We start from the raw sequence: 22168 nt of genomic DNA, 5'->3' as shown, positions 1-22168 counted from the left end.
CTCCGACTTACTCTGCGCCGCCGACGAAGTCCAGATTCTGGCCTTCTTTCAGGGTGACGTAAGCTTTTTTCCAGTCGCTACGACGACCAATACGCTGTCCATGACGTTTAACTTTCCCTTTAACAACCAGGGTGTTAACGACTTCAACTTCCACTTCGAAAAGTTTCTGTACAGCGGCTTTGATTTCTGCCTTGGTCGCGTCTTTTGCAACTTTGAGAACGATGGTATTTGTTTTTTCCATCGCAGTAGACGCTTTTTCTGATACGTGCGGCGCGCGCAGTACTTTTAGCAGACGTTCTTCACGGATCATGCCAGCATCTCCTCAACTTGCTTAACTGCGTCAGCAGTCATAACGACTTTGTCGAAGGCGATCAGGCTAACTGGATCAATACCGGCTGCATCACGAACATCAACCTTGTACAGGTTGCGAGCGGCCAGGAACAGATTCTCTTCCAGTTCGCCAGTGATGATCAGTACGTCTTCCAGAGCCATGTCTTTCAGTTTTTCTACAAGCAGCTTAGTTTTAGGCGCTTCCAGAGAAAACTTCTCGACAACGATCAGACGATCTTGACGTACCAGTTCGGACAGGATGCTTTTCAGCGCGCCGCGGTACATCTTTTTGTTAACTTTTTGACTGTGATCCTGTGGCTTTGCAGCAAAGGTCACACCACCAGAACGCCAGATTGGGCTCTTTACAGAACCTGCACGCGCACGGCCGGTGCCTTTCTGGCGCCATGGCTTTTTGCCAGAACCAGTTACTTCAGCGCGGGTCTTCTGAGCACGAGTACCTTGACGGGCGCCTGCTGCATAAGCAACAACAACCTGATGTACCAGCGCTTCGTTGAAATCACGACCGAAGGTAGTTTCGGAAACAGTCAGCGCGCTTTGCGCGTCTTTCAATACCAATTCCATTCCTATCTCCTCACGCCTTCACAGCTGGTTTAACGATCAGATCGCCACCGGTTGCACCGGGGACAGCACCTTTCACCAGCAGCAGGTTGCGCTCAGCGTCAACACGTACTACGTCCAGGCTCTGAACGGTTACGCGCTCATTACCCAGCTGACCAGCCATTTTTTTGCCTTTGAACACTTTGCCCGGAGTCTGGTTCTGACCGATAGAACCCGGAACGCGGTGTGACAAGGAGTTACCGTGGGTGGCATCCTGGGTACGGAAGTTCCAGCGCTTTACAGTACCGGCAAAACCTTTACCTTTGGACGTACCAGTCACGTCAACTTTCTTAACGTCAGCGAAAATTTCAACACTGATGCTCTGACCTACGGTGTATTCTTCACCTTCAACGGTAAGGAATTCCCACAGACCACGGCCAGCTTCAACGCCAGCTTTAGCAAAATGACCTGCTTCAGGCTTAGTTACACGGCTTGCTTTCTTAACGCCGGTAGTGACCTGAATAGCTTGGTAACCATCGTTCTCCAGACCTTTGACCTGAGTAACGCGGTTTGCTTCAACTTCGATTACGGTTACTGGGATAGAAACGCCATCTTCAGTGAAGATGCGGGTCATACCCACTTTTTTACCGACTAAACCAATCATTGTTTCAACCTCTCAATCGCTCGGTGGCCTGATTAACCCAGGCTGATCTGCACGTCTACACCGGCAGCCAGATCCAGACGCATCAGAGCATCAACGGTTTTCTCAGTTGGCTCAACGATGTCAACCAGACGCTTATGAGTGCGGATCTCGTACTGATCACGCGCGTCTTTGTTAACGTGCGGAGAGATCAGAACGGTAAAGCGCTCTTTACGGGTCGGCAGCGGGATCGGACCACGAACCTGCGCACCAGTGCGCTTGGCAGTCTCAACGATTTCCGCGGTTGATTGATCGATCAGACGATGATCAAACGCTTTAAGACGGATACGGATTCTTTGGTTCTGCATGAGACCAGAGCTCCAATTTTATAAACGAAAAAAATTACTACTCGCACCCCATTGCGATTGATGGGGGAGTGTAATCGTTCAGCATATAACTCCACAATTGGGAGTATTGTCAGGCGACATCATATCGACAGCACCTGCGATTCTGCTCGAATCGCGCCTGCTAATATTGGCAAGCCCGCGCATTATACGTAAATCAGCTCAGGAAGCAACCCATGCAGCCAGCTTAAATCACTTTTTGAATGCAACGCAGGTCACTTTGTAATGGCTCGCATCTGCGAGATGTTTCATTCGAGTCGCGACGCATAGCGGCACTTTAGCGTTTGGCTGAAGTCTTATCTCGACTTATCTTCGCCACTTACATTAATAGGAGGTGGCATGAGCGTATTACTCTTTGGCCTTGTTGGCATGCTGTTGGGCAGTTTTCTGGCTTTGGCCACGGAGCGATATTCTCTCGCCAATAATTATCGTGAGTGGCTACGTTATCTGCTCTCCCCTGCCTCACACTGTGCACACTGTTTACATCAGCTACGCTGGCGAGAATTGATTCCGGGGATCAGTTGGCTGCTGCTACGCGGGAAATGTCGCTACTGCTCGCAGCCCCTGCCATTCACTCTATTGTTACTCGAATACATTTCTAGCTTGCTGCTTGTAGTGCAGTACTGGCTAATTGCCGGTCTTGAGATGCAGTTGTGGATGGGCAGTTATACGCTGATGCTGCTTTTGCTGGCAGATATTGACCGTCGTTATGGAGTTTTACCAGATATCCTGACCCTCCCCTTTTTATGGGCAGGATTAATTTTTCACAGTTTGCACAATCAGCTCACGGCTGTTGATGCCATCGCAGGAGCAACAGTGGGCTATCTTGCGTTTGCGTTTTTAGCTGAAGGCTGGCAAATCGTTCGTGGTTCATCGGGTATGGGCTATGGTGATGTGAAACTGTTTGCGGCTCTGGGCGCCTGGCATGGTTGGGCATTGCTACCAGAAATAGCCTTGCTTGCGGCGGGATTAGGTATTGCGGGCACACTAGCTATATCATTTTTTCACAAAGCAAAGCGCAACGTGATGTTCAGCAGGCAACCCTTTGGGCCTTATCTTGCAGTTGCCGGCTGGATCATCATGTTCATAAAATTTTGAATCACTCGCCCTTTCCTTCGCTTTTTATCTGGGCTTGCAGGTAATTTTGCAGCCCAATTTTCTGAAGCAGATCGAGTTCTGTTTCAATAAAATCGATGTGGTGTTCTTCATCAGCAAGTATCTTGATCATCATGTCACGACTAACATAATCGAAAACCTTATCGGCGTAAGCAATGGCTTCCCTCAGGTCTTTTGCTCCCTCAAGCTCCAGCAATAAATCCGATCTCAACATCTCTTCGACGTCTTCGCCAATACGTAGCCTGCCAAGATCCTGAAGATTGGGTATGCCGTCTAAAAAAAGGATACGTTCAATGTATTGGTCAGCATGCTTCATCTCATCAATGGACTCATGATACTCAATATCATTTAAGCGCATCAGGCCCCAGTTTTTAAACATTCTGGCATGAAGGAAATACTGATTTATCGCAACCAGCTCATTTCCAAGTAATTTATTGAGATGCTGTATGATTTTATTGTCACCTTTCATCGCTTTCCTCCTCATCCTGTTTATAACAGCGTAGAAGCGGTTAAAAAGAAGTCAAAAAAGCTGGATGAAATGTGTGGGTATAGTCAGAGAAGTTCTTTGTACTGAGGAATGTGCTGCAACTCTTCATCAAGAATTTCACGCGTGGCGCGCAAACATTTTCCACACTGTTTACCAACAGGCAGAATTTTACGGAGATGTTGTACAGAGGCAGGCTGATAGCGGCGAATAGCTTCGCGAATCTTCTTGTCACTTATGCCGTTACACAGGCAGATATACATTGGACTACCCTTAAACCCAGCCTGGGTTAAGTGTAAATAATAATCGTTTCCATTACAAACATGCTGAGACGTTCTGATCTTCTGCTGATGAGTAGCTATGTAATTTGGCAAAAAAAAAGAGCACCGAAGTGCTCTTTTCTGTCATTGGCCGTTTTAAAACGGCCATGCCTGGTTATGCGATTAAGCGATAACTTTAGCAACAACGCCCGCGCCAACGGTACGGCCGCCTTCGCGAATTGCGAAGCGCAGACCATCGTCCATAGCGATTGGGTGGATCAGGGTAACAACCATTTTGATGTTGTCGCCTGGCATTACCATCTCAACGCCTTCCGGCAGCTCGATGGTTCCGGTCACGTCAGTTGTACGGAAGTAGAACTGTGGACGGTAGCCCTTGAAGAACGGAGTATGACGGCCGCCTTCGTCTTTCGACAGGATGTACACTTCTGATTCGAACTGGGTGTGTGGCTTGATGGTGCCCGGCTTGGCCAGTACCTGTCCACGCTGGATATCTTCGCGCTTAACGCCGCGCAGCAGGATACCGCAGTTTTCGCCCGCACGGCCTTCGTCCAGCAGCTTACGGAACATCTCAACGCCGGTACAGGTTGATTTCACGGTATCCTTGATACCCACGATTTCAACTTCTTCGCCGACTTTAACGATGCCGCGCTCTACACGACCGGTCACAACGGTACCGCGACCTGAGATTGAGAACACGTCTTCGATTGGCAGCAGGAACGGCTTGTCGATTGCGCGCTCTGGTTCCGGGATGTAGTTATCCAGGTGACCGGCCAGCTCGATGATTTTCGCTTCCCACTCAGCGTCACCTTCCAGTGCTTTCAGCGCTGAACCGTGAACGATTGGCGTGTCGTCGCCCGGGAAGTCGTACTGTGACAGCAGGTCACGTACTTCCATCTCAACCAGTTCCAGCAGCTCTTCATCATCAACCATGTCGCACTTGTTCATGAACACGATGATGTAAGGAACGCCAACCTGGCGACCCAGCAGGATGTGCTCACGGGTCTGCGGCATTGGGCCGTCAGTCGCAGCAACAACCAGGATTGCGCCGTCCATCTGGGCAGCACCGGTGATCATGTTTTTCACATAGTCGGCGTGGCCCGGGCAGTCAACGTGCGCGTAGTGGCGAGTCGGGGTATCATACTCAACGTGAGACGTGTTGATGGTGATACCACGTGCTTTTTCTTCCGGTGCGTTATCGATCTGATCGAATGCACGAGCAGAACCGCCGTAGGTTTTCGCCAGAACGGTGGTGATTGCTGCAGTCAGGGTAGTTTTACCGTGGTCAACGTGGCCGATAGTACCAACGTTGACGTGGGGTTTTTTACGTTCAAATTTTTCTTTAGCCACGACGATATTCCTTACTTTAATGCTCTCATCCGTTGATGAGAGCATAGGATCAATAGTTTAAAACTGTAGCTTATTTGCTACGAGCTTCAATAACGGCCTGCGCAACGTTGTTCGGCGCATCATCATACTTCAGGAACTCCATGGAGTAAGAAGCACGACCTTTGGTCAGAGAACGCAGCTGAGTTGCGTATCCGAACATTTCAGACAACGGAACTTCAGCGTGAATCTGAACGCCAGTAGCGTTAGATTCCTGCCCTTTGAGCACACCACGACGACGGCTAAGGTCACCGATGACATCACCCGTGTTCTCTTCTGGCGATTCAACTTCAACCTTCATGATAGGTTCAAGCAGAACTGGTTTCGCTTGTTTAAAGCCTTGTTTAAAGGCAATAGACGCAGCCAGTTTAAACGCCAGTTCTGAGGAGTCGACATCATGGTATGAACCATAGTGTAGACGAACACCCAGATCGACTACCGGATAACCTGCCAGTGGACCTGATTTCAGCTGCTCCTGGAGGCCTTTATCAACCGCAGGGATGTATTCAGTTGGAATCACACCGCCTTTGATATCGTTGACAAATTCGTAGCCTTTAGGGTTCACACCCGGCTCCAGAGGGTACATGTCGATAACAACATGACCATACTGACCACGACCACCAGACTGCTTGGCGTGTTTACCTTCGATATCAGTAACTTTCGCGCGAATCGCTTCGCGGTAAGCAACCTGAGGTTTACCCACGTTAGCTTCAACGTTGAATTCACGCTTCATGCGGTCAACGATGATGTCGAGGTGCAGCTCACCCATACCAGCGATGATAGTCTGGTTGGTTTCTTCATCAGTCCATACGCGGAATGATGGATCTTCCTTCGCCAGACGACCCAGAGCCAGACCCATTTTTTCCTGGTCAGCTTTGGTTTTCGGCTCAACGGCGATAGAGATTACCGGCTCTGGGAACTCCATACGCTCCAGGATGATGACGTTATCTGGATCACACAGGGTGTCACCCGTAGTCACATCTTTCAGACCGATTGCTGCAGCGATGTCGCCTGCACGAACTTCTTTGATTTCTTCACGCTTGTTGGCGTGCATCTGAACGATACGGCCCAGACGCTCACGAGCAGATTTAACCGGGTTGAACACGGTATCGCCTGAGTTTACAACACCAGAGTAAACGCGGAAGAAGGTCAAGTTACCCACGAATGGGTCGGTTGCAATTTTAAACGCCAGAGCAGCAAACGGCTCTTTGTCGTCTGAGTGACGAACAGCTGGAGTATCTTTACCGTCGTCCAACATACCGTTGATTGCAGTAACGTCAGTCGGTGCTGGCAGGTATTCAACAACCGCATCCAACATCGCCTGAACACCTTTGTTCTTAAATGCAGAACCACAGGTAACCAGGATGATTTCGTTGTTCAGAACGCGCTTACGCAGAGAAGTTTTGATCTCTTCTTCAGTCAGCTCATCGCCACCAAAGAACTTCTCCATCAGCTCATCAGAGCCTTCAGCTGCGGCTTCAACGAGTTTCGCACGCCATTCTTCAGCCAGTTCCTGCATGTCAGCTGGAATATCTTCGTATTCGAAGGTGACGCCCTGATCGGCTTCGTTCCAGTTGATGGCTTTCATTTTCACCAGGTCAACAACACCGGTGAATTTCTCTTCTGCGCCGATAGCCAGTTGCAGTGGCACCGGAGTTGCGCCCAGACGAGTTTGCATCTGATCAACAACTTTCAGGAAGTTAGCACCCATGCGGTCCATTTTGTTAACGAACGCGATGCGTGGAACTTTGTATTTGTTAGCCTGACGCCATACGGTTTCAGACTGTGGCTGAACGCCGCCAACTGCACAGTAAACCATTACCGCGCCATCAAGCACACGCATAGAACGCTCTACTTCGATGGTGAAGTCAACGTGTCCTGGGGTGTCGATGATGTTTACGTGGTGTGGTTCGAACTGCTTAGCCATACCAGACCAGAAACAGGTGGTCGCAGCGGAAGTGATGGTGATACCACGTTCCTGTTCCTGCTCCATCCAGTCCATGGTTGCTGCGCCGTCATGTACTTCACCGATCTTGTGGTTTACACCGGTGTAGAACAGAACGCGTTCGGTAGTAGTAGTCTTACCGGCGTCGATGTGAGCGCTGATACCAATGTTACGGTAGCGCTCAATGGGTGTTTTACGAGCCATTTGATTCCTCTGATTCTCGGACGTTCAAAGTTAGTAAACCCCAGCGGGTTGGCTATTTGAGCGCCCGCTGGGTTAATAACAACTACGTGGCTATTACCAGCGGTAGTGAGCGAACGCCTTGTTGGCTTCGGCCATACGGTGAACGTCTTCACGTTTCTTAACTGCTGTACCTTTGTTATCAGCAGCATCAGAAAGTTCGTTCGCCAGGCGCAGAGCCATAGATTTATCACCGCGTTTACGAGCAGCTTCTACGATCCAACGCATTGCCAGGGCATTACGACGAACCGGACGTACTTCAACTGGAACCTGGTAGGTTGAACCACCAACGCGACGTGACTTAACTTCTACAGTCGGACGTACGTTTTCGAGAGCAACCTCGAAAGCTTCCAGACCATCTTTACCAGAACGCTGAGCCAGGGTATCAAGCGCGGTATAGACGATAGATTCTGCAGTAGATTTTTTACCATCTACCATCAGGATATTTACAAATTTGGCCAGCAATTCTGATCCGAACTTAGGATCTGGCAGGATTTTACGCTGACCAATTACGCGACGACGTGGCATGGAAATACTCCGTTGTTAATTCAGGATTGTCCAAAACTCTACGAGTTAAGTTTGACATTTAAGTTAAAACGTTTGGCCTTACTTAACGGAGAACCATTAAGCCTTTGGCTTCTTCACGCCGTACTTGGAGCGGGATTGCTTACGGTCTTTAACACCTGAGCAGTCCAGCGCGCCACGAACGGTGTGGTAACGCACACCTGGCAGGTCTTTAACACGACCGCCACGGATCAGGATCACGGAGTGTTCCTGCAGGTTGTGGCCTTCGCCACCGATATAAGAAGTCACTTCAAAACCGTTGGTCAGACGCACACGACAAACTTTACGCAGTGCTGAGTTCGGTTTTTTAGGGGTAGTGGTGTACACACGAGTACATACGCCACGTTTCTGCGGGCATGCTTCCAGCGCAGGCACGTTGCTTTTAGCAACTTTGCGTGCGCGTGGCTTGCGTACCAGCTGATTAACTGTTGCCATTAAATAGCTCCTGGTTTTAGCTTTTGCTTCGTAAACACGTAATAAATCTCCTCGCAGTAGTACGAGGACGCAGAATTTTAGGGCTGAGCATAAAAGGTGTCAAGAAATAACCAGGCTTCGCGTGCTACCAGGCAACCTGTTGTTGGTGCTTAATCGTCAGCGTAACGAAACCATTATAGTCGATCACAGCGAAGTTGGTTGAAATTTGAGCAACAAGCCCGCGCGCCGCAACATCCTCTTGCAACACATATAATTGTGCACCGCACGCCTTCAGGCGAGGTAAAAAGCGGCTCTTTTCAACGGCGGCAGTAACGCCATCCTGCAGCAATAACAACGCATCTTCTGCCGTTAACGCTTGCAGTAAAATATCCAAATCAATTTGATAAGGTGAGCGCATAAGCGTGAATAACATCATTTGCCGCCTTAAAAACTCAGCACACAGTCAAAGTTTGCCAGCCGATCGCGCCATTCGGTTACCGAGAGTAGAGAAACGGGCAGGACTTTTACATCCTCCGACCTCAGTCCTCGTTCAGCTAGTGATTGCGCGCATAGATAGCACTGCTCCACATCATACAGAGGCAACACACCAAAGGTGGCAATATAGTCACGAGCCAATATCTGTTGCGGCTGTTGCCCCTGAACCAATTGAAAAACACCGTCGCCAATAAAAAACAGCGCGACGTTTTCACTGAGGGCAGAGATAGCTAATACGGCATCCAACCCTTCACGGCCGGCACTGCTACCATGCGGGGGCTGGCTAAAGACAATCGCTACGCTGTTCATTAAAACTGCACCATGCGATCGCAGGTCAACGCCGCCTGCGCAAGCTCGCCTAGGCCGCTCAGCTGAAAGCCTGGCTGCAGGTTAGCCGCGGACAAGCCGTTATTAGCGGCCTCCTGTGCATCCGTCACACCACGGCGCAGCGCTGCCGCTACACAGACATTTAGCGCCACACCCTGCTCGCCAATCTGCTGCCAGGCTCGGACCAGATCACATTCGTCGCTGGCCGGCGCGGTTAGCTGATTCGCATTGAAAACGCCTTCCCGATAAAAAAAGACGTTCGTAAGCTGATGGCCAGCAGCCAGCACCGCCCGCGCGAACAGCAGTGCACTGCTCGCCTGTTGCGTGCCATACGCCGGACCGGTTACCAGCAGAGAAAAACGCATTACTTCTCCTGAGCAGGCAGATCGTCGTTTTTAAACTGACGGATATAAAGATAAACCGTGTGCTTGGAAATGTTGAGCCGATCAGCCACCTGATTAATGGCATCTTTGATATCAAAAATGCCCTTCTCATACAGATTCAGCACTACCTGACGGTTTTTTGCATTGTTCGACACATTACGGTCGGCGCTAACCTCTTCAATGGTGAACTCCAGCGTTTGGGTGACCAAATCCTCCACCGAAGAGGCAAAGTTCACCGAAGAGTCCACCTGCTGCATTTCAGGCGGCATAAACGTCGACATAATCTGCGAGAACGGCACATCGAGGTTCATATTGATACAGAGCAGGCCGATAACACGTTGATCGCGATTTCTGATCGCGATGGTAACCGACTTCATCAGCACGCCGCTTTTAGCACGAGTAAAATAGGCGCGGGAGACGTTACTGTCCTGCCCGGTCATATCATGCAGCATGCGCAGCGCGAGATCGGTAATCGGTGATCCCACTTTACGCCCGGTGTGTTCGCCATTCGCGATGCGCACCGCCGAACATTTGAGATCTTCCAGAGAATGCAGAACGATTTCGCAATGCGAGCCAATCAGCATCGCCAGACCGTCCACTACCGCTTCGTAGGATTTCAGAATGTCGTAGTCGGTCCGATCAAAAGGATGCTGCTCCAGCAGATCGGAGTCAGTTAAATCGCCAGGATTAAATGGATTGGACATCAAAGGATTACCCTAAATGGCTGGAGCCTGTCTCGGCGCAGCAGGGCAGACTCGACAATAGATATTTCGCGCAGGCATTAGTCTGGCAAATGTCCTGGCCTTATGCCAGAGCTTTTGTGGGGATAAAACAAAACCGCCGCAGTAAATGCGGCGGTGGTAGAAATTAGTTCGCTTTTTTCTCTTCGGCTGCTGGCGCCTGTGCCTTGGTATCGGCTTTTGGTGCTTGCTTGATATCTAACAGTTCAACGTCAAATACCAGCGTGGAGTTCGGCGGGATACCCGGAACGCCATTTTTGCCGTAAGCCAGTTCCGGTGGAATGACCAGCTTGATCTTGCCACCTTTTTTAACGTGCTTCAGACCTTCGGTCCAGCCAGGAATCACACCGTCAAGACGGAATGACAGCGGCTCGCCACGTGAATAAGAGTTATCAAATTCGGTGCCGTCGATCAGCGTACCTTTGTAGTTCACCACAACGGTGTCGCTGTCTTTAGGTACGTTACCGGTACCTTCTTTCTCAACTTGATACAGCAGACCTGTATCGGTTTTCTGAACGCCCTTTTCTTTCGCAAATTTATCAGCAAACGCTTTGCCTTTAGTCGCGTTTTCAGTGGCGTCTTTTTCCATCTTCGCCTGCGCAGTGCCCTTAACGCGGGTTTCGAATGCCTGCAAGGTCTGCTCAATTTCCTGATCGGATAATTTGCTCTTGCCAGCAAAGGCATCCTGCACGCCAGAGATCAGCTGCTGCTTATCAAGGTTGATACCCAGCTTCTCTTGCTCTTTCAGCGAGTTATCCATGTAACGGCCCAGCGATGCGCCCAGCGCATAAGCGGACTGCTGATCGTCATTTTTAAAGGCGTTATTTTTAGGGGCCTGAGGCGCAGCAGCCTGATCGGCGGCGGGCTGAGCTGGGGTGGATTCTGCTGCCATTGCCAGCGGTGCATTCAGCGCGACGGCCATAGTGGTAGCTAACAATGTAACTTTAAACAGTGATTTCATCCTTTCTCCAAAACCGAAGCCTCTCACCTCGGGAATCATGACAGACCAGAAGCCTGAATTTTATATGTGGGACGGCATCTGACCGCTTCCCACCCTAACTTACCGGGTTAACTTCCGACTCTATTTTACGGCGGAAGTTTCAACATAGATGATACCGACGGCACTTATTTTCAACCATACGGCGCAAATTAGTGGCCGTAACGGATGAATCCATTCCAATAACCCGTAGAATTAGCGGTTTCAAACCTGAAACATTGCCTGGCACGGTAACATGAGGAAAGCGTATGCAACAATCAATGATTGAACAGCGGCTGGAAGCGCTGGAGAGCAAGCTTGCTTTCCAGGAGCACACCATTGAAGAACTTAATCACACCGTGGTTCAGCATGAGCTGGAGATGAGCAAAATGCGCGAGCAGCTCAGAGCATTGCTGGAGAAACTCAAGGCCGCTGCACCTTCACTGATGGCGTCGCAATCAGAAGAAACGCCGCCACCACACTACTGACTTTGTTGCCGCTAATGCAGCGATTATGCTGCATTAGCGGCACTGACTGCTCAGCCGTGCGCAGTTAGCGATTTTGCTGACATACTACCGGCTTTCAAAGGCCAAAAAAAAGGCCACTGCAATGAGTGGCCTTGTGCAAACTGTTGTGCTTAGTGGCAGCCACAGCCGCCGGTACCGCAACCACCTTTACCATGGTCGTGGTCGTGGTCATGATCGTGATGATGATCGTGCTCGCCGTGCACGTGACCGTGCTCCAGCTCTTCTGGCGTGGCTTCGCGAATCGCCACAACTTCAACGTTGAAGTTCAGGTTCTGACCGGCCAGCATGTGATTACCATCAACCACAACATGATCGTCTTCGACTTCGGTAATTTCTACCGGCACCGGGCCCTGATCGGTTTCCGCCATGAAGCGCATGCCAACCTGCAGCTCATCCACACCCATGAAGACATCTTTCGGTACGCGCTGCACCAGGTTGTCATCATATTGGCCGTAAGCTTCGTTAGCCGCGATATGCACATCAAACTTATCGCCAACGGTATGATCGTCCAGTGCCTTTTCCAGACCTGAAATCAGTGAACCGTGACCGTGCAGATAGTCCAGCGGTGCACTTACCGGTGACTCGTCAACCAACACACCGTCTTCTGTACGTACTTGGTAGGCCAGGCTAACCACCAGGTCTTTTGCTACTTTCATGATATCTCCTAACCGTTGAGAACTGAGACCCCGTCTCATTGGTCTATTTTTGCGTGCAATAACACCAACCAGAAAGGTTTAAGGTTGTACCACTCAGTTGAACACTATTTTCATTGCTTACCGCAAATGAGGTATAAAACGTTATTGCGCCGATTGTAGCGGAATTCAATGCCGCTGTGTGGCTAAGCTTAAAAAAAGCCGGCGCGTTTCGCTACTCCGGATGAAAAATTCCAATGACTTGTTCCTGAGTGCGGATTTTGTCACGGATTTGTTTATCCGCTTCGCGCATCTGATGACCGCATTTCACACACTCAACCACGTCGACATTGTTTTCACGCCACATGGCAAGCGTATCTTTTTGCTGGCAGTGCGGGCACACCGCACCGGCGATAAAACGTTTACGCATAAGTTTCCTCAGCAGCCCAGCCAACGGTGGCTGAGCATTTATTCATGTCCATCCCAGCCATCATACTGGCGTCGTTCCTGCTGCATTTCAGTCTGAAAAATATCTTCGAGTTCGCGCCGCGCCTCTTTCACCCGTGAGATCTGCGCGCTGTCAGCATGATTCGGCATCAGCTCGCGCAGCATACGCATATCGAGTCGACGAAAATGCTGCTGCGCACGGTGCGCCTGATGCGGATGCATGCCCAGCGTCATCAGCGTCTTGCGCCCCAGTTCCAGCGCACTGGAAAAGGTTTCGCGAGAAAACTGCGTCACGCCCGCCTGCAACAGTTCATGAGCTTCAACGCGCCCACGTGCGCGCGCCAGAATTTGCAGATGCGGAAAATGCTGCTGGCAAAGATGCACAATGGTCATCGAATCTTCCGGATCGTTGCAGGTAATGACCACCGATTGCGCATTTGCCGCACCCGCTGCCCGCAGCAGCTCCAGTTCCGTCGCATCTCCATAGTATACTTTATAGCCGTATTTTCGCATTAAACTGACGGCGCTGATATCACGCTCCAGCACGGTGATCCGCTTCTGATTCGCCATGAGCAGACGCGCCACAACCTGACCAAATCGGCCAAACCCCACCACGATGACCTGCGGCTGATCGTCATCAACAAACGGCTTCTCGTCGTGATCTTCGCCATCGTTGATGCGTCGTGTCAGGATTTTATCAATCGCCTGCATCAATAATGGCGTCGTCATCATTGAAAGCGTAACCGTTACCACCAGCAGTGGCAGCTGATCGCCGCTGAACAGTTTGGTTGATGATGCGGCAGAAAAGAGCACAAACGCGAATTCACCGCCCTGACTCAACACGCCGGCGAACTGCATTCGTTCCAGGCTGCGTAAACCATAAATGCGTGACAGGAGATAGAGCACCGCAATTTTCACCGCCACCAGCACCAGTACGCCAACCAGAATGGCGACGATATGGGTGTAAAGCACGCCCAGGTTCAGCGCCATGCCAACGGAGATAAAAAATAGCCCCAGCAGCAATCCTTTAAACGGCTCAATCGCCACTTCCAGCTCGTGCCGGTATTCACTTTCCGCCAGCAGGATACCCGCGATAAAGGTGCCCAGCGCCATCGACAGGCCCAGCGCTTCCATGAACAACGCCGATCCCAGCACCAGCAGCAGAGCCGCAGCGGTAAACACCTCGCGGACGCCTGAAGAGGCGATATAGCGCAGGATCGGACGTAACAGATAGCGGCCGCCAATCAGCATGCCGGCAAAGGCCAGCACTTTCATGCCCACTTTCATCCAGTCAATATTCCCGCTGTCGGTGCCAGCTAACAGGGGTACCAGCGCCAGCGCCGGGATCACCGCCAGATCCTGAAACAGCAGCACGGAAAAACCGAGCTGGCCCGATTCGTTGCGGTTCATGCCTTTGTCGCGCATCAACTGTAACGCCATGGCGGTCGACGACATCGCCAGGCCGAGGCCACCAATTACCGCGGCCTGCCAGCTAAATTGCGACAGGTAAAGCAGTGCGCCGAGAATAGCGGCGCTGACCAGCACCTGCGCGGCGCCTACACCAAAAATCGAGCGACGCAGTTGCCACAGTTTAGAGGGATTCAGTTCCAGGCCGATGATAAACATCAGGAACACCACACCGAGTTCAGAAAAGTGCAAAATCTCCTGAACATCGCTGATAAAACCGAGGCCCCATGGGCCGATGGCGATACCCGCTAACAGATAGCCGAGCACCGCGCCGATGCCCAGGCGCGCCGCAATAGGTACCGCCACTACCGCCGCAAACAGGTAAAGCACCCCTGCGGTCAGCAAAGTTTGTCCTTCCATTAAATGCCTCCATAGGGCAACGGCGAAGCCAGCCAGTCGCCATAAGCGCGGGCAAAATTTTTCATCACATCGGGTTCCTGACGGCGCGCCCAATAGACGATCATCGGCGTGAGCCAGTGCATGCCGCACATCTGCGCGGTCAGCTCAAAGGGCCGCATGATGGCTGACATCGAATAGCCGTTCAGGCCGTCGTGATGATAGGCGCTTTCCGGTTCACCGGTGGTGATGACGCTGCGCCAATATTTTCCTGCCAGCGCCGTGCCATTGGTGCCGCTGGCAAAGCCGCGCGACAATACGCGATCCAGCCACTCTTTGAGCAGCGCCGGACAGCTATAGGTATAAAGCGGATGCTGAAACACAATGATTTGATGGTCGCGCAACAGCTGCTGTTCATAATGAATATCGATAAAAAAGTCAGGATAATGCGCGTAGAGGTCATGCACCGTCACGTGCTCAAGCTGACGAGCGGGCTGCAATAATACGCGATTGGCGATGGAATCCTGTGACTCTGGGTGAGCATATAAAAGCAGAACCTTAGGCAGCTGCGACATCGTTTCCCTCCAAATCGTCGTCATGGCGATGCTTTTCCGCTACCATGCACGACGCAACGGAATAGCTATTCCGGCTCTCTGATTATAATCCCAGTAAATTAACATATTCTGACGATACGGCGCTTATGATTGTCTTTTCCGCATTACAAATTCGTCGCGGTACCCGCGTGCTGTTAGATAACGCCACCGCCACCATCAATCCCGGGCAAAAAGTGGGACTGGTGGGTAAGAACGGCTGTGGTAAATCCACCCTGTTATCGCTACTGAAAAATGAAATGGCGGCCGATGCCGGCAATCTGACGTTTCCCGGCAACTGGGCGCTCGCCTGGGTCAATCAGGAAACCCCGGCGCTCAGCGTGCCTGCGCTGGAATATGTGATTGATGGCGACCGTGAGTATCGTCAACTGGAAGCAGAACTTCAGCACGCCAACGACATTAATGACGGCAACGCGATTGCGCTGCTGCATGGCAAGCTTGATGCTATTCAGGCGTGGAGCATTCATGCCCGCGCATCCAGCCTGCTGCACGGGCTGGGATTCAGTCAGGAGCAGCTGCAACATCCGGTCAGCGATTTTTCTGGCGGCTGGCGCATGCGTCTCAACCTGGCGCAGGCGCTACTCTGTCGCTCCGATCTGCTGCTGCTGGATGAGCCCACCAACCACCTCGATTTAGATGCGGTGATCTGGCTGGAACGCTGGCTGAAAAGCTATCCTGGCACGCTGATTCTAATTTCCCACGATCGCGATTTTCTCGATCCGGTGGTAGACAAAATTCTGCATATTGAGCAGCAGTCGCTGTTTGAATATACCGGTAACTACAGCTCGTTCGAGCGGCAGCGCGCCAACAAACTGGCCCAGCAGCAGTCGTTGTATGAGCATCAGCAGGAAAAAGTCACCCATCTGCAGAAGTATATCGATCGCTTCCGGGCACAGGCGACCAAAGCCAAGCAGGCACAGAGTCGCATAAAGATGCTGGAGCGCATGGAACTGATTGCCCCCGCGCACGTGGATAATCCTTTCAGCTTTAGCTTTCGTCAGCCAGAGAGCCTGCCAAATCCCCTGTTGAAGATGGAAAAGGTCACCGCAGGCTACGGCGATCGCGTCATTCTTGACGCCATCAAGCTTAATCTGGTGCCGGGCTCGCGGATCGGTTTACTGGGCCGCAATGGCGCCGGTAAATCAACGCTGATTAAAATGCTGGCGGGCGAACTGGCGCCGATGCAGGGCGATATTGGTCTGGCGAAAGGCATCAAGCTTGGCTATTTCGCGCAGCATCAGCTGGAGTTTTTACGCGCCGATGAGTCGCCGCTACAGCATCTGGCGCGGCTGGCCCCTAAAACGCTGGAGCAGCAGCTGCGTGATTATCTTGGCGGCTTCGGTTTTCAGGGCGACAGCGTAAGCGAGCAAACGGCACGTTTCTCCGGCGGTGAGAAAGCGCGGCTGGTGTTGGCGCTGATCGTCTGGCAGCGCCCTAACCTGCTGTTGCTGGATGAGCCCACTAACCATCTCGATCTCGATATGCGTCAGGCGCTCACCGAGGCGCTGATCGATTTCGAAGGCGCGCTGGTGGTAGTCTCGCACGATCGACATTTGTTGCGCTCTACCACTGACGATCTCTATTTAGTGCATGACGGTAAAGTCGACGTATTCAACGGCGATCTTGATGATTATCAGCAGTGGCTAAGCGATCAGCAGCGACAGCAGGCGCAGCAGGACGCCACACCGAAAGCGGACAGCAGCAACAGCGCGCAGGCGCGTAAAGATCAGAAGCGTCGCGACGCCGAGCTGCGCACCCAAACGCAGCCGCTGCGTAAGCAGATTGAGAAGCTGGAAAAGCAGATGGCAAAACTTCAGGAGCAGCTGGCTGCCGCTGAAAGCCAACTGAGCGACAGCGCGATTTACGATCACAGCCGCAAAGCGGATCTCACCGCCGCGCTTGCCGCCCAGGCCAACGCAAAATCGGCGCTGGAAGAGGTCGAGATGGCATGGCTTGATGCACAAGAGCAGTTAGAAACCCTGCTGGCAAGCTAACATCACCAGCAGTCAGGCAAGCGGCGATCCTTCAAGGGATCGCCACTCGCCGAATTCTCATCGCCCGTTTTTTTCCTGCCAACTTACTTCTTATTTTCCGGCTGCGGCTCCAGACTGAGCAACGGCGAGACAAGGCACCAGGCGCTAAGCGAGCGGAGCATACTGTATGTGAGCAACGCCGTCGCAGTCCTGCGCAGCCTCTCCTTCCTGATTCAAAAAGGTTTATCCCCCAATACCGTCGCCCTGTGCATAATCCGTCGCGCCGGCAAATAATCGGCATTGGCATAATGCTGCGTGACCCGGTTATCCCACATCGCCACATCATTTTCCTGCCAGCGCCAGCGCACCTGAAACTCTGGCTTAGTAATATGAGCAAACAGGAAGTGCAGCAGCGTATCGCTCTCTTTTTCGCTCAGTTCTTTGATTCGCGTGGTGAAGCCTTCGTTGACGAACAGCGCTTTTTTGCCGCTTACCGGATGAATGCGCACCACAGGATGCACCACCGGGGGATTGTTGATCACCGCTCGCTGCCAGCGCTGGTGCTCCTGCTCGCTGTTGCGATGTTTGTATTCCTGAAACGACTTTTTAAAATCGTGCTCGGCATGCAGCCCACTTAACAGCGTCTGAAAAGGCAGCGAGAGTGCTTCCCATGCGGCAATGCCGCTGGCCCATAAGGTATCACCGCCGGTTTCCGGCAGCTGTTTTGCCGCCAGAATTGCGCCAGCTGGCGGCGTATCGATAAAGGTCACGTCAGTGTGCCAGTTGTCATTGTCCGGCGGATTATCGTTGTGAGTATCCAGCACAATGATCTGCTCGACGTCTTCGGCGTGCGGATAAACGGGATGAATATGCAGATCGCCAAATCGCGCGGCGAGCGCCCGTTGCTGATGCGGCGTAATCGGCTGATCGCGCAAAAACAGCACCTGATGGCGAATCAGCGCATGATAAAGCTGTTCAAACTGTGCGTCGCTCAGCGGCCGGGCCAAATCGACATTACTGATCTGCGCACCGATGTAAGGGCCTAAGGGTTTGATGACCAAACGTTCGTTCATTGCTGTTCTCCATGCCAGGGCGTTAAGCGGCGCTGAAGTGCACGCAGCCCCAGTTCTAAGGTAAAGGCGATCAGGGCGATAACGGTTATGCCCGCCAGCACCACGTCGGTTGCAAGAAATTCTCCGGCGGACTGCACCATAAAGCCGAGTCCGCGCGTGGCGGCGATCAGTTCGGCCGCCACCAGCGTTGACCAGCCGACGCCAAGCCCAATACGTAAGCCGGTCAGGATTTCCGGCAGCGCGCCGGGCAGAATCACATACCACAACACCTGCCAGCGGCTGGCCCCCAGCGACTGCGCGGCGCGAGTTCGCACCTGCTGCGCACTTTTCACGCCAGCCAGCGCTGACAGCGCGACAGGTGCAAAAATGGCGAGATAGATCAGCAGGATCTTCGACGTTTCCCCAATGCCAAACCAGATCACCATCAGCGGCAGATAGGCGAGCGGCGGTATCGGACGATAAAGCTCAATCAGTGGATCCAGAATGCCGCGCACGGTCTCGTTCAGTCCCATTGCGATACCAACCGGCACACCGATAAGCACCGCAGCGGCCAGCGCGATCAGGATGCGCGTCAGGCTGGCAGCCAGATGCTGCCACAGCGTGGCATCCATGAAGCCCTGCGCGCTGGCAATGGTGAACAGCTGATGCAGCACCTGTTGCGGCGGCGGCAGGAACAGCGGCCCAATCAGCTGCAAGCGGGTTACCGCCCACCAGATCGCCAGCAGCACCAGCAGCGTGGAAATGCTCAGCGTTAGCTGACGGGAAATTGGCCAGCGCAGCGTAAATCGACGCGTTGCCGGTTTATCATTGATGAATGCGCTCATGAAAACACCTCGCGCTGTTGGAAAACACGGCTAAGCACGTATTCACGGCAGGCGATAAAGTCAGCGTCTGATTTAATGGCGCGGCACGCTTCACCAGCGGCGTAGCGCTGGCCGAAGTTCAGCGATAGCCGCTCCACGATGCGGCCTGGGCCAGGCGATAACAGCACCAGCTCGCTGGCTAAAAAAATCGCTTCTTCAATATCGTGCGTAATCAGCAGTACCTGCTTGCCGCTGTCTCGCCAGAGCCGCAGCAGCAGCTCCTGCATCTGTTCACGGGTAAAGGCATCCAGCGCGCCAAAAGGCTCGTCCAATAGCAGCAGCTGTGGATCGGCCGCCAGCGCACGCGCGATGCCCACGCGTTGCCGCATACCGCCGGAGAGCTGCCAGAGAAATTTTTGTCCGGCACTCTCCAGCCCGACTTTCTGCAGCATGCGTTGCGCAGTCGCCTGCCGTTCGGCTTTGCCGAGTCCCGCCAGCTGTAAGCCAAAGGCGACGTTATCCAGCACGTTACGCCACGGCAGCAGGCCTTCGTGCTGAAACACCACGCCACGTTCAGCGCCTGGCCCCTGCACCGGCTGGCCATTCAACGTGATCGTACCGGAATCGGGCTGTTGAAAACCGGCCACCAGGTTCAGCAAAGTGGTTTTGCCGCAGCCGGATGGGCCCAGCACCACCACCATTTCACCTTCAGCAATGGTCAGATTGATATCCTGCAGCGCCAGATGATCGGCATAGCGCGCCGTGAGATGAGAGATCGTCAGCATAAGCGGTTCCGTTATTTCAGCAGCGGTTTAACAAAACGATCGGTCACGTAGCCACGGTAATCATCTGCAACCTGCGGCACTTTTCCCTGCTCTTTTAAAAAGCCCGCGGTGTCGACAATCGCTTTGTTCACCGGCGCACCGAGCTGATCGACCTGCTGCTGCGCGCTAAGGTAGGTATTGCCTTTTACCAGCGCGGGCACATCGGCTTCTGCAACACCACTGAAGCGCGACAGCTTGCTCAGGTTGTCCGGCTGCTTGAGCCACTGTTCCGGGTTATCGAGATAGCGCTGCTGCGCCTGCAACGCGCTGCGGGCAAATGCGGTGACAATCTCAGGATGCGCCGCGGCAAAATCTTTGCGAACGACCCAGACATCAAGCGTTGGTGCGCCCCATTTTCCCACCTGCGAAGAATCAGTCAGCACCGTGCCGCTTTTCTCCAGCTCATTCACCGCCGGTGCCCAGACGTAGGCGCCATCAATATCACCCCGTTGCCATGCCGCAATGATCGCCGGCGGTTGCAGGTTAATGATCTGCACCTGTCCCGGTTTGATGCCCCAGTGTTTCAGCGCCGCCAACAGGCTGTAATGGGTGGTTGAGATAAACGGCACGGCGATACGTTTGCCAATCAGATCCTGCGGTGAGCGAATGGCTTTCTTCACCACCAGCGCTTCAGAACTGCCCAGCTGCGAAGCGAGCAGAAAAACCTCAATCGGCACCTGCTGACTGGCGGCAATCGCCAGCGGGCTGGAGCCGATATTACCAATCTGTACGTCGCCCGATGCCAGCGCCCGCACCACGCTGGATCCGCTGTCAAACTTACGCCAGTCCACCTGCGCACCGCTGGTGCTGGCAAAGGTGTTATCCGCCTGCGCCACCTTGGCCGGTTCCGCCGAGGTTTGGTAGGCGACGGTCACATTGACCGCCTGCGCCTGGAGTACAAACAGTGAGAGCGCCGCAGCAAGCAGCCGCAGTCCGGAACGCGTTGTGATCATCATCTTATCCACTAAAGAGGTTGTTATGCGCTCAGTGTTGCCGTAGCGGAATAATGAATAAAGGAATTAAAAATTATTTTTAATTACCTTAAATGCTTAGAAGAAAAATGGGTTTGCATAGTTTTTCACTGCATAACCGCAGGCCAGCGGGTACAACTTTGCGCGCCTGAAGGGTGTACGCGACGAGGATTCTTGTTACCTTAGCGCAGCGGCTATTAACACTCTTTAACCTGGGAATGACGTGCATCATGTCGATTGAAAAAGTGGCTCGTCTGGCGGGCGTTTCTACTGCCACCGTCTCGCGCGTACTGAATGACCATCCCGGTGTAAGAAGCACCACGCGCGATAAAGTGCTGGCGGCAATTAACGCCTGCGATTACCAACCGAATTTGCTGGCGCGCCAGCTGCGCACCTCACAAAGCCGCATGTTGCTGGTGCTGATCCCCGATTTAACTAACCCGTTCTGCTCACGCGTGGTGCAGGGCATTGAGGCAGAAGCCGAAGCGCAGGGTTACCACATTCTGCTCTGCCATTCCGGCTCGCTTTTCCGCCGGGAAACCGCCTACCTGGCGCTGTTAACCGGCAAAGTGGTCGAGGGGGTTATCACGCTGGACGCGGTTAACCGCCTGCCTGAGCTGATCGCGCTAATCGGCGACTCACCCTGGGTCCAGTGTGCAGAAGGCGATCCCGCCTTTGGCCGCTCAACGGTGACCATCGATAATTTTGATGCCACTGCCAGTACGGTAAAATTTTTAGTCGCCAAAGGACGTCGACGTATTGCGCTGGTAAACAGCGACACGCGTTATCTCTATGCGCAACAGCGTGAGGCGGGCTATGTCGCCGCGCTGAAAGATGCCGGACTGAACTGGAGCGCGATAAGTTATGCCAGTGATGTCTCCTGCGAAGCGGGCACCGCGGCGACGGACGAACTATTGGCCAAGGCGCAGCGCCCTGACGCCATTATTGCCGTTTCTGATGTGCTGGCGGTGGGCGTCATGCATGCTATTCAGGAGGCAGGTTTGTGTATACCGGACGATGTGGCGGTGGTCGGCTTTGATGGCATTCCATTTACCAGCAGCCTTAATCCGCCGCTGACGACCATTGAGCAACCGATGGGTAAAATGGGCGCGCGCAGCGTACAACTTCTGCTGGAGAGCATTCGCCATCCTCAGGCGACCGCAACGCACGATGTGCTGCCGTGGAAAATGGTGGAACGTCGCTCAACCTGAGCGACGTCTTGTC

27 protein-coding genes are annotated in these 22168 nt (G+C 52.9%); 4 read left to right on the top strand and 23 right to left on the bottom strand.

Annotated features, from left to right (window positions below; genetic code table 11):
* Nucleotides 1-7: 7 nt before the first annotated feature.
* From rplW to rpsJ, 4 genes are read right to left on the bottom strand one after another with little or no spacing between them, the layout of a single operon-like run.
* Nucleotides 8-310, bottom strand: coding sequence for a 50S ribosomal protein L23 (rplW, locus tag EM595_RS01835; protein WP_000617546.1), 303 nt, complete (start codon nucleotides 308-310; stop codon nucleotides 8-10).
* Complete coding sequence (gene rplD / locus EM595_RS01830) at nucleotides 307-912, bottom strand: 50S ribosomal protein L4 (protein WP_067427347.1); 606 nt, start codon at nucleotides 910-912, stop codon at nucleotides 307-309. Before rplD ends, rplW begins: the two co-directional genes overlap by 4 nt.
* Nucleotides 913-922: 10 nt before the next feature.
* The gene (gene rplC / locus EM595_RS01825; RefSeq protein WP_067427345.1) at nucleotides 923-1552 is read right to left on the bottom strand and encodes a 50S ribosomal protein L3; all 630 of its coding nucleotides are present in this window, start codon (nucleotides 1550-1552) and stop codon (nucleotides 923-925) included.
* A 32-nt stretch (nucleotides 1553-1584) separates the two neighbouring features.
* Nucleotides 1585-1896: a 30S ribosomal protein S10 gene (gene rpsJ / locus EM595_RS01820; protein WP_001181005.1), complete on the bottom strand. Its 312-nt coding sequence runs from the start codon at nucleotides 1894-1896 to the stop codon at nucleotides 1585-1587.
* 375 nt (nucleotides 1897-2271) lie between these two features.
* Between rpsJ and EM595_RS01815 the strand changes: the two genes are divergently transcribed.
* A complete protein-coding gene (locus EM595_RS01815) occupies nucleotides 2272-3030 on the top strand; it encodes a prepilin peptidase (RefSeq protein WP_067427343.1) in 759 nt (252 codons plus the stop codon).
* Nucleotide 3031: 1 nt separating this feature from the next.
* Here the strand turns inward: EM595_RS01815 and bfr are convergent, their stop codons facing one another.
* The 11 genes from bfr to fkpA form a co-directional block, all read right to left on the bottom strand.
* The gene (gene bfr / locus EM595_RS01810) at nucleotides 3032-3517 is read right to left on the bottom strand and encodes a bacterioferritin (RefSeq protein WP_067427341.1); all 486 of its coding nucleotides are present in this window, start codon (nucleotides 3515-3517) and stop codon (nucleotides 3032-3034) included.
* 83 nt (nucleotides 3518-3600) lie between these two features.
* Complete coding sequence (gene bfd, locus EM595_RS20530) at nucleotides 3601-3795, bottom strand: bacterioferritin-associated ferredoxin (protein WP_071852472.1); 195 nt, start codon at nucleotides 3793-3795, stop codon at nucleotides 3601-3603.
* Between the two features lie 180 nt (nucleotides 3796-3975).
* Nucleotides 3976-5160: an elongation factor Tu gene (tuf, locus tag EM595_RS01800; protein ID WP_067427337.1), complete on the bottom strand. Its 1185-nt coding sequence runs from the start codon at nucleotides 5158-5160 to the stop codon at nucleotides 3976-3978.
* Between the two features lie 70 nt (nucleotides 5161-5230).
* Nucleotides 5231-7345, bottom strand: a complete 2115-nt coding sequence (gene fusA / locus EM595_RS01795; RefSeq protein WP_067427335.1) for an elongation factor G — start codon at nucleotides 7343-7345, stop codon at nucleotides 5231-5233.
* A 93-nt stretch (nucleotides 7346-7438) separates the two neighbouring features.
* Nucleotides 7439-7909, bottom strand: a complete 471-nt coding sequence (gene rpsG / locus EM595_RS01790) for a 30S ribosomal protein S7 (protein ID WP_067427333.1) — start codon at nucleotides 7907-7909, stop codon at nucleotides 7439-7441.
* A gap of 96 nt (nucleotides 7910-8005) precedes the next feature.
* On the bottom strand, nucleotides 8006-8380 hold the full coding sequence (gene rpsL, locus EM595_RS01785; RefSeq protein WP_013204141.1) for a 30S ribosomal protein S12: 375 nt from the start codon (nucleotides 8378-8380) through the stop codon (nucleotides 8006-8008).
* Nucleotides 8381-8504: 124 nt separating this feature from the next.
* Nucleotides 8505-8792, bottom strand: a complete 288-nt coding sequence (gene tusB, locus EM595_RS01780; protein ID WP_067435069.1) for a sulfurtransferase complex subunit TusB — start codon at nucleotides 8790-8792, stop codon at nucleotides 8505-8507.
* A gap of 11 nt (nucleotides 8793-8803) precedes the next feature.
* A complete protein-coding gene (tusC, locus tag EM595_RS01775; protein WP_067427330.1) occupies nucleotides 8804-9163 on the bottom strand; it encodes a sulfurtransferase complex subunit TusC in 360 nt (119 codons plus the stop codon).
* A complete protein-coding gene (gene tusD, locus EM595_RS01770; RefSeq protein WP_067427328.1) occupies nucleotides 9163-9546 on the bottom strand; it encodes a sulfurtransferase complex subunit TusD in 384 nt (127 codons plus the stop codon). The genes tusC and tusD overlap by 1 nt, the downstream gene beginning before the upstream one ends.
* Nucleotides 9546-10268 (bottom strand): helix-turn-helix transcriptional regulator, encoded by a 723-nt coding sequence (locus EM595_RS01765; protein WP_067427326.1) that lies wholly within the window; start codon nucleotides 10266-10268, stop codon nucleotides 9546-9548. The genes tusD and EM595_RS01765 overlap by 1 nt, the downstream gene beginning before the upstream one ends.
* Nucleotides 10269-10431: 163 nt before the next feature.
* The gene (fkpA, locus tag EM595_RS01760; protein ID WP_067427325.1) at nucleotides 10432-11265 is read right to left on the bottom strand and encodes an FKBP-type peptidyl-prolyl cis-trans isomerase; all 834 of its coding nucleotides are present in this window, start codon (nucleotides 11263-11265) and stop codon (nucleotides 10432-10434) included.
* Between the two features lie 284 nt (nucleotides 11266-11549).
* Between fkpA and EM595_RS01755 the strand changes: the two genes are divergently transcribed.
* Complete coding sequence (locus EM595_RS01755) at nucleotides 11550-11768, top strand: SlyX family protein (RefSeq protein WP_067427324.1); 219 nt, start codon at nucleotides 11550-11552, stop codon at nucleotides 11766-11768.
* 149 nt (nucleotides 11769-11917) lie between these two features.
* Here EM595_RS01755 and slyD read toward each other — a convergent pair whose 3' ends face one another.
* The 4 genes from slyD to kefG all read right to left on the bottom strand — a co-directional run bounded on the left by slyD (nucleotide 11918) and on the right by kefG (nucleotide 15264).
* The gene (gene slyD, locus EM595_RS01750) at nucleotides 11918-12463 is read right to left on the bottom strand and encodes a peptidylprolyl isomerase (protein ID WP_067427321.1); all 546 of its coding nucleotides are present in this window, start codon (nucleotides 12461-12463) and stop codon (nucleotides 11918-11920) included.
* A 211-nt stretch (nucleotides 12464-12674) separates the two neighbouring features.
* Nucleotides 12675-12869 (bottom strand): YheV family putative zinc ribbon protein, encoded by a 195-nt coding sequence (locus EM595_RS01745; protein WP_067427319.1) that lies wholly within the window; start codon nucleotides 12867-12869, stop codon nucleotides 12675-12677.
* A 38-nt stretch (nucleotides 12870-12907) separates the two neighbouring features.
* Nucleotides 12908-14713, bottom strand: coding sequence for a glutathione-regulated potassium-efflux system protein KefB (gene kefB, locus EM595_RS01740; protein ID WP_067427317.1), 1806 nt, complete (start codon nucleotides 14711-14713; stop codon nucleotides 12908-12910).
* Nucleotides 14713-15264, bottom strand: coding sequence for a glutathione-regulated potassium-efflux system ancillary protein KefG (gene kefG, locus EM595_RS01735; RefSeq protein ID WP_067427315.1), 552 nt, complete (start codon nucleotides 15262-15264; stop codon nucleotides 14713-14715). Before kefG ends, kefB begins: the two co-directional genes overlap by 1 nt.
* 125 nt (nucleotides 15265-15389) lie before the next feature.
* Between kefG and EM595_RS01730 the strand changes: the two genes are divergently transcribed.
* Nucleotides 15390-17294 carry an ABC transporter ATP-binding protein gene (locus EM595_RS01730; protein WP_067427313.1) on the top strand — a complete coding sequence of 635 codons (1905 nt, stop codon included), beginning with the start codon at nucleotides 15390-15392 and terminating at the stop codon, nucleotides 17292-17294.
* Nucleotides 17295-17506: 212 nt separating this feature from the next.
* Here the strand turns inward: EM595_RS01730 and tauD are convergent, their stop codons facing one another.
* From tauD to tauA, 4 genes are read right to left on the bottom strand one after another with little or no spacing between them, the layout of a single operon-like run.
* Nucleotides 17507-18346 (bottom strand): taurine dioxygenase, encoded by an 840-nt coding sequence (gene tauD, locus EM595_RS01725; protein ID WP_067427309.1) that lies wholly within the window; start codon nucleotides 18344-18346, stop codon nucleotides 17507-17509.
* A complete protein-coding gene (gene tauC, locus EM595_RS01720) occupies nucleotides 18343-19170 on the bottom strand; it encodes a taurine ABC transporter permease TauC (protein ID WP_067427306.1) in 828 nt (275 codons plus the stop codon). Before tauC ends, tauD begins: the two co-directional genes overlap by 4 nt.
* Nucleotides 19167-19934 (bottom strand): taurine ABC transporter ATP-binding subunit, encoded by a 768-nt coding sequence (tauB, locus tag EM595_RS01715; RefSeq protein WP_067427303.1) that lies wholly within the window; start codon nucleotides 19932-19934, stop codon nucleotides 19167-19169. Before tauB ends, tauC begins: the two co-directional genes overlap by 4 nt.
* Nucleotides 19935-19945: 11 nt before the next feature.
* Complete coding sequence (gene tauA, locus EM595_RS01710; protein ID WP_067427301.1) at nucleotides 19946-20926, bottom strand: taurine ABC transporter substrate-binding protein; 981 nt, start codon at nucleotides 20924-20926, stop codon at nucleotides 19946-19948.
* A gap of 248 nt (nucleotides 20927-21174) precedes the next feature.
* Between tauA and EM595_RS01705 the strand changes: the two genes are divergently transcribed.
* A complete protein-coding gene (locus tag EM595_RS01705) occupies nucleotides 21175-22155 on the top strand; it encodes a LacI family DNA-binding transcriptional regulator (protein ID WP_067427299.1) in 981 nt (326 codons plus the stop codon).
* Nucleotides 22156-22168 lie beyond the last annotated feature (13 nt).

This window comes from Duffyella gerundensis (genome assembly GCF_001517405.1).
In the GTDB taxonomy this organism is placed as follows: Bacteria; Pseudomonadota; Gammaproteobacteria; order Enterobacterales; family Enterobacteriaceae; genus Duffyella; species Duffyella gerundensis.
Note: the sequence above shows the minus strand (reverse complement) of the source record. Positions and strands in the feature narration are given on the sequence as shown.

What these genes read in the sequence shown, in the direction of transcription:
- kefG (WP_067427315.1), bottom strand. Translation starts at nt 15,264, where the DNA reads ATGTCGCAGCTGCCTAAGGTTCTGCTTTTATATGCTCACCCAGAGTCA.
- rplW (WP_000617546.1), bottom strand. Translation starts at nt 310, where the DNA reads ATGATCCGTGAAGAACGTCTGCTAAAAGTACTGCGCGCGCCGCACGTA.
- EM595_RS01815 (WP_067427343.1), top strand. Translation starts at nt 2,272, where the DNA reads ATGAGCGTATTACTCTTTGGCCTTGTTGGCATGCTGTTGGGCAGTTTT.
- EM595_RS01765 (WP_067427326.1), bottom strand. Translation starts at nt 10,268, where the DNA reads ATGTCCAATCCATTTAATCCTGGCGATTTAACTGACTCCGATCTGCTG.
- rpsL (WP_013204141.1), bottom strand. Translation starts at nt 8,380, where the DNA reads ATGGCAACAGTTAATCAGCTGGTACGCAAGCCACGCGCACGCAAAGTT.
- rpsJ (WP_001181005.1), bottom strand. Translation starts at nt 1,896, where the DNA reads ATGCAGAACCAAAGAATCCGTATCCGTCTTAAAGCGTTTGATCATCGT.
- bfd (WP_071852472.1), bottom strand. Translation starts at nt 3,795, where the DNA reads ATGTATATCTGCCTGTGTAACGGCATAAGTGACAAGAAGATTCGCGAA.
- tusD (WP_067427328.1), bottom strand. Translation starts at nt 9,546, where the DNA reads ATGCGTTTTTCTCTGCTGGTAACCGGTCCGGCGTATGGCACGCAACAG.
- tauC (WP_067427306.1), bottom strand. Translation starts at nt 19,170, where the DNA reads ATGAGCGCATTCATCAATGATAAACCGGCAACGCGTCGATTTACGCTG.
- fusA (WP_067427335.1), bottom strand. Translation starts at nt 7,345, where the DNA reads ATGGCTCGTAAAACACCCATTGAGCGCTACCGTAACATTGGTATCAGC.
- rplC (WP_067427345.1), bottom strand. Translation starts at nt 1,552, where the DNA reads ATGATTGGTTTAGTCGGTAAAAAAGTGGGTATGACCCGCATCTTCACT.
- tusB (WP_067435069.1), bottom strand. Translation starts at nt 8,792, where the DNA reads ATGTTATTCACGCTTATGCGCTCACCTTATCAAATTGATTTGGATATT.
- EM595_RS01730 (WP_067427313.1), top strand. Translation starts at nt 15,390, where the DNA reads ATGATTGTCTTTTCCGCATTACAAATTCGTCGCGGTACCCGCGTGCTG.
- EM595_RS01745 (WP_067427319.1), bottom strand. Translation starts at nt 12,869, where the DNA reads ATGCGTAAACGTTTTATCGCCGGTGCGGTGTGCCCGCACTGCCAGCAA.
- kefB (WP_067427317.1), bottom strand. Translation starts at nt 14,713, where the DNA reads ATGGAAGGACAAACTTTGCTGACCGCAGGGGTGCTTTACCTGTTTGCG.
- tauD (WP_067427309.1), bottom strand. Translation starts at nt 18,346, where the DNA reads ATGAACGAACGTTTGGTCATCAAACCCTTAGGCCCTTACATCGGTGCG.
- rplD (WP_067427347.1), bottom strand. Translation starts at nt 912, where the DNA reads ATGGAATTGGTATTGAAAGACGCGCAAAGCGCGCTGACTGTTTCCGAA.
- tusC (WP_067427330.1), bottom strand. Translation starts at nt 9,163, where the DNA reads ATGAACAGCGTAGCGATTGTCTTTAGCCAGCCCCCGCATGGTAGCAGT.
- slyD (WP_067427321.1), bottom strand. Translation starts at nt 12,463, where the DNA reads ATGAAAGTAGCAAAAGACCTGGTGGTTAGCCTGGCCTACCAAGTACGT.
- tauB (WP_067427303.1), bottom strand. Translation starts at nt 19,934, where the DNA reads ATGCTGACGATCTCTCATCTCACGGCGCGCTATGCCGATCATCTGGCG.
- rpsG (WP_067427333.1), bottom strand. Translation starts at nt 7,909, where the DNA reads ATGCCACGTCGTCGCGTAATTGGTCAGCGTAAAATCCTGCCAGATCCT.
- fkpA (WP_067427325.1), bottom strand. Translation starts at nt 11,265, where the DNA reads ATGAAATCACTGTTTAAAGTTACATTGTTAGCTACCACTATGGCCGTC.
- bfr (WP_067427341.1), bottom strand. Translation starts at nt 3,517, where the DNA reads ATGAAAGGTGACAATAAAATCATACAGCATCTCAATAAATTACTTGGA.
- tauA (WP_067427301.1), bottom strand. Translation starts at nt 20,926, where the DNA reads ATGATCACAACGCGTTCCGGACTGCGGCTGCTTGCTGCGGCGCTCTCA.
- EM595_RS01705 (WP_067427299.1), top strand. Translation starts at nt 21,175, where the DNA reads ATGTCGATTGAAAAAGTGGCTCGTCTGGCGGGCGTTTCTACTGCCACC.
- EM595_RS01755 (WP_067427324.1), top strand. Translation starts at nt 11,550, where the DNA reads ATGCAACAATCAATGATTGAACAGCGGCTGGAAGCGCTGGAGAGCAAG.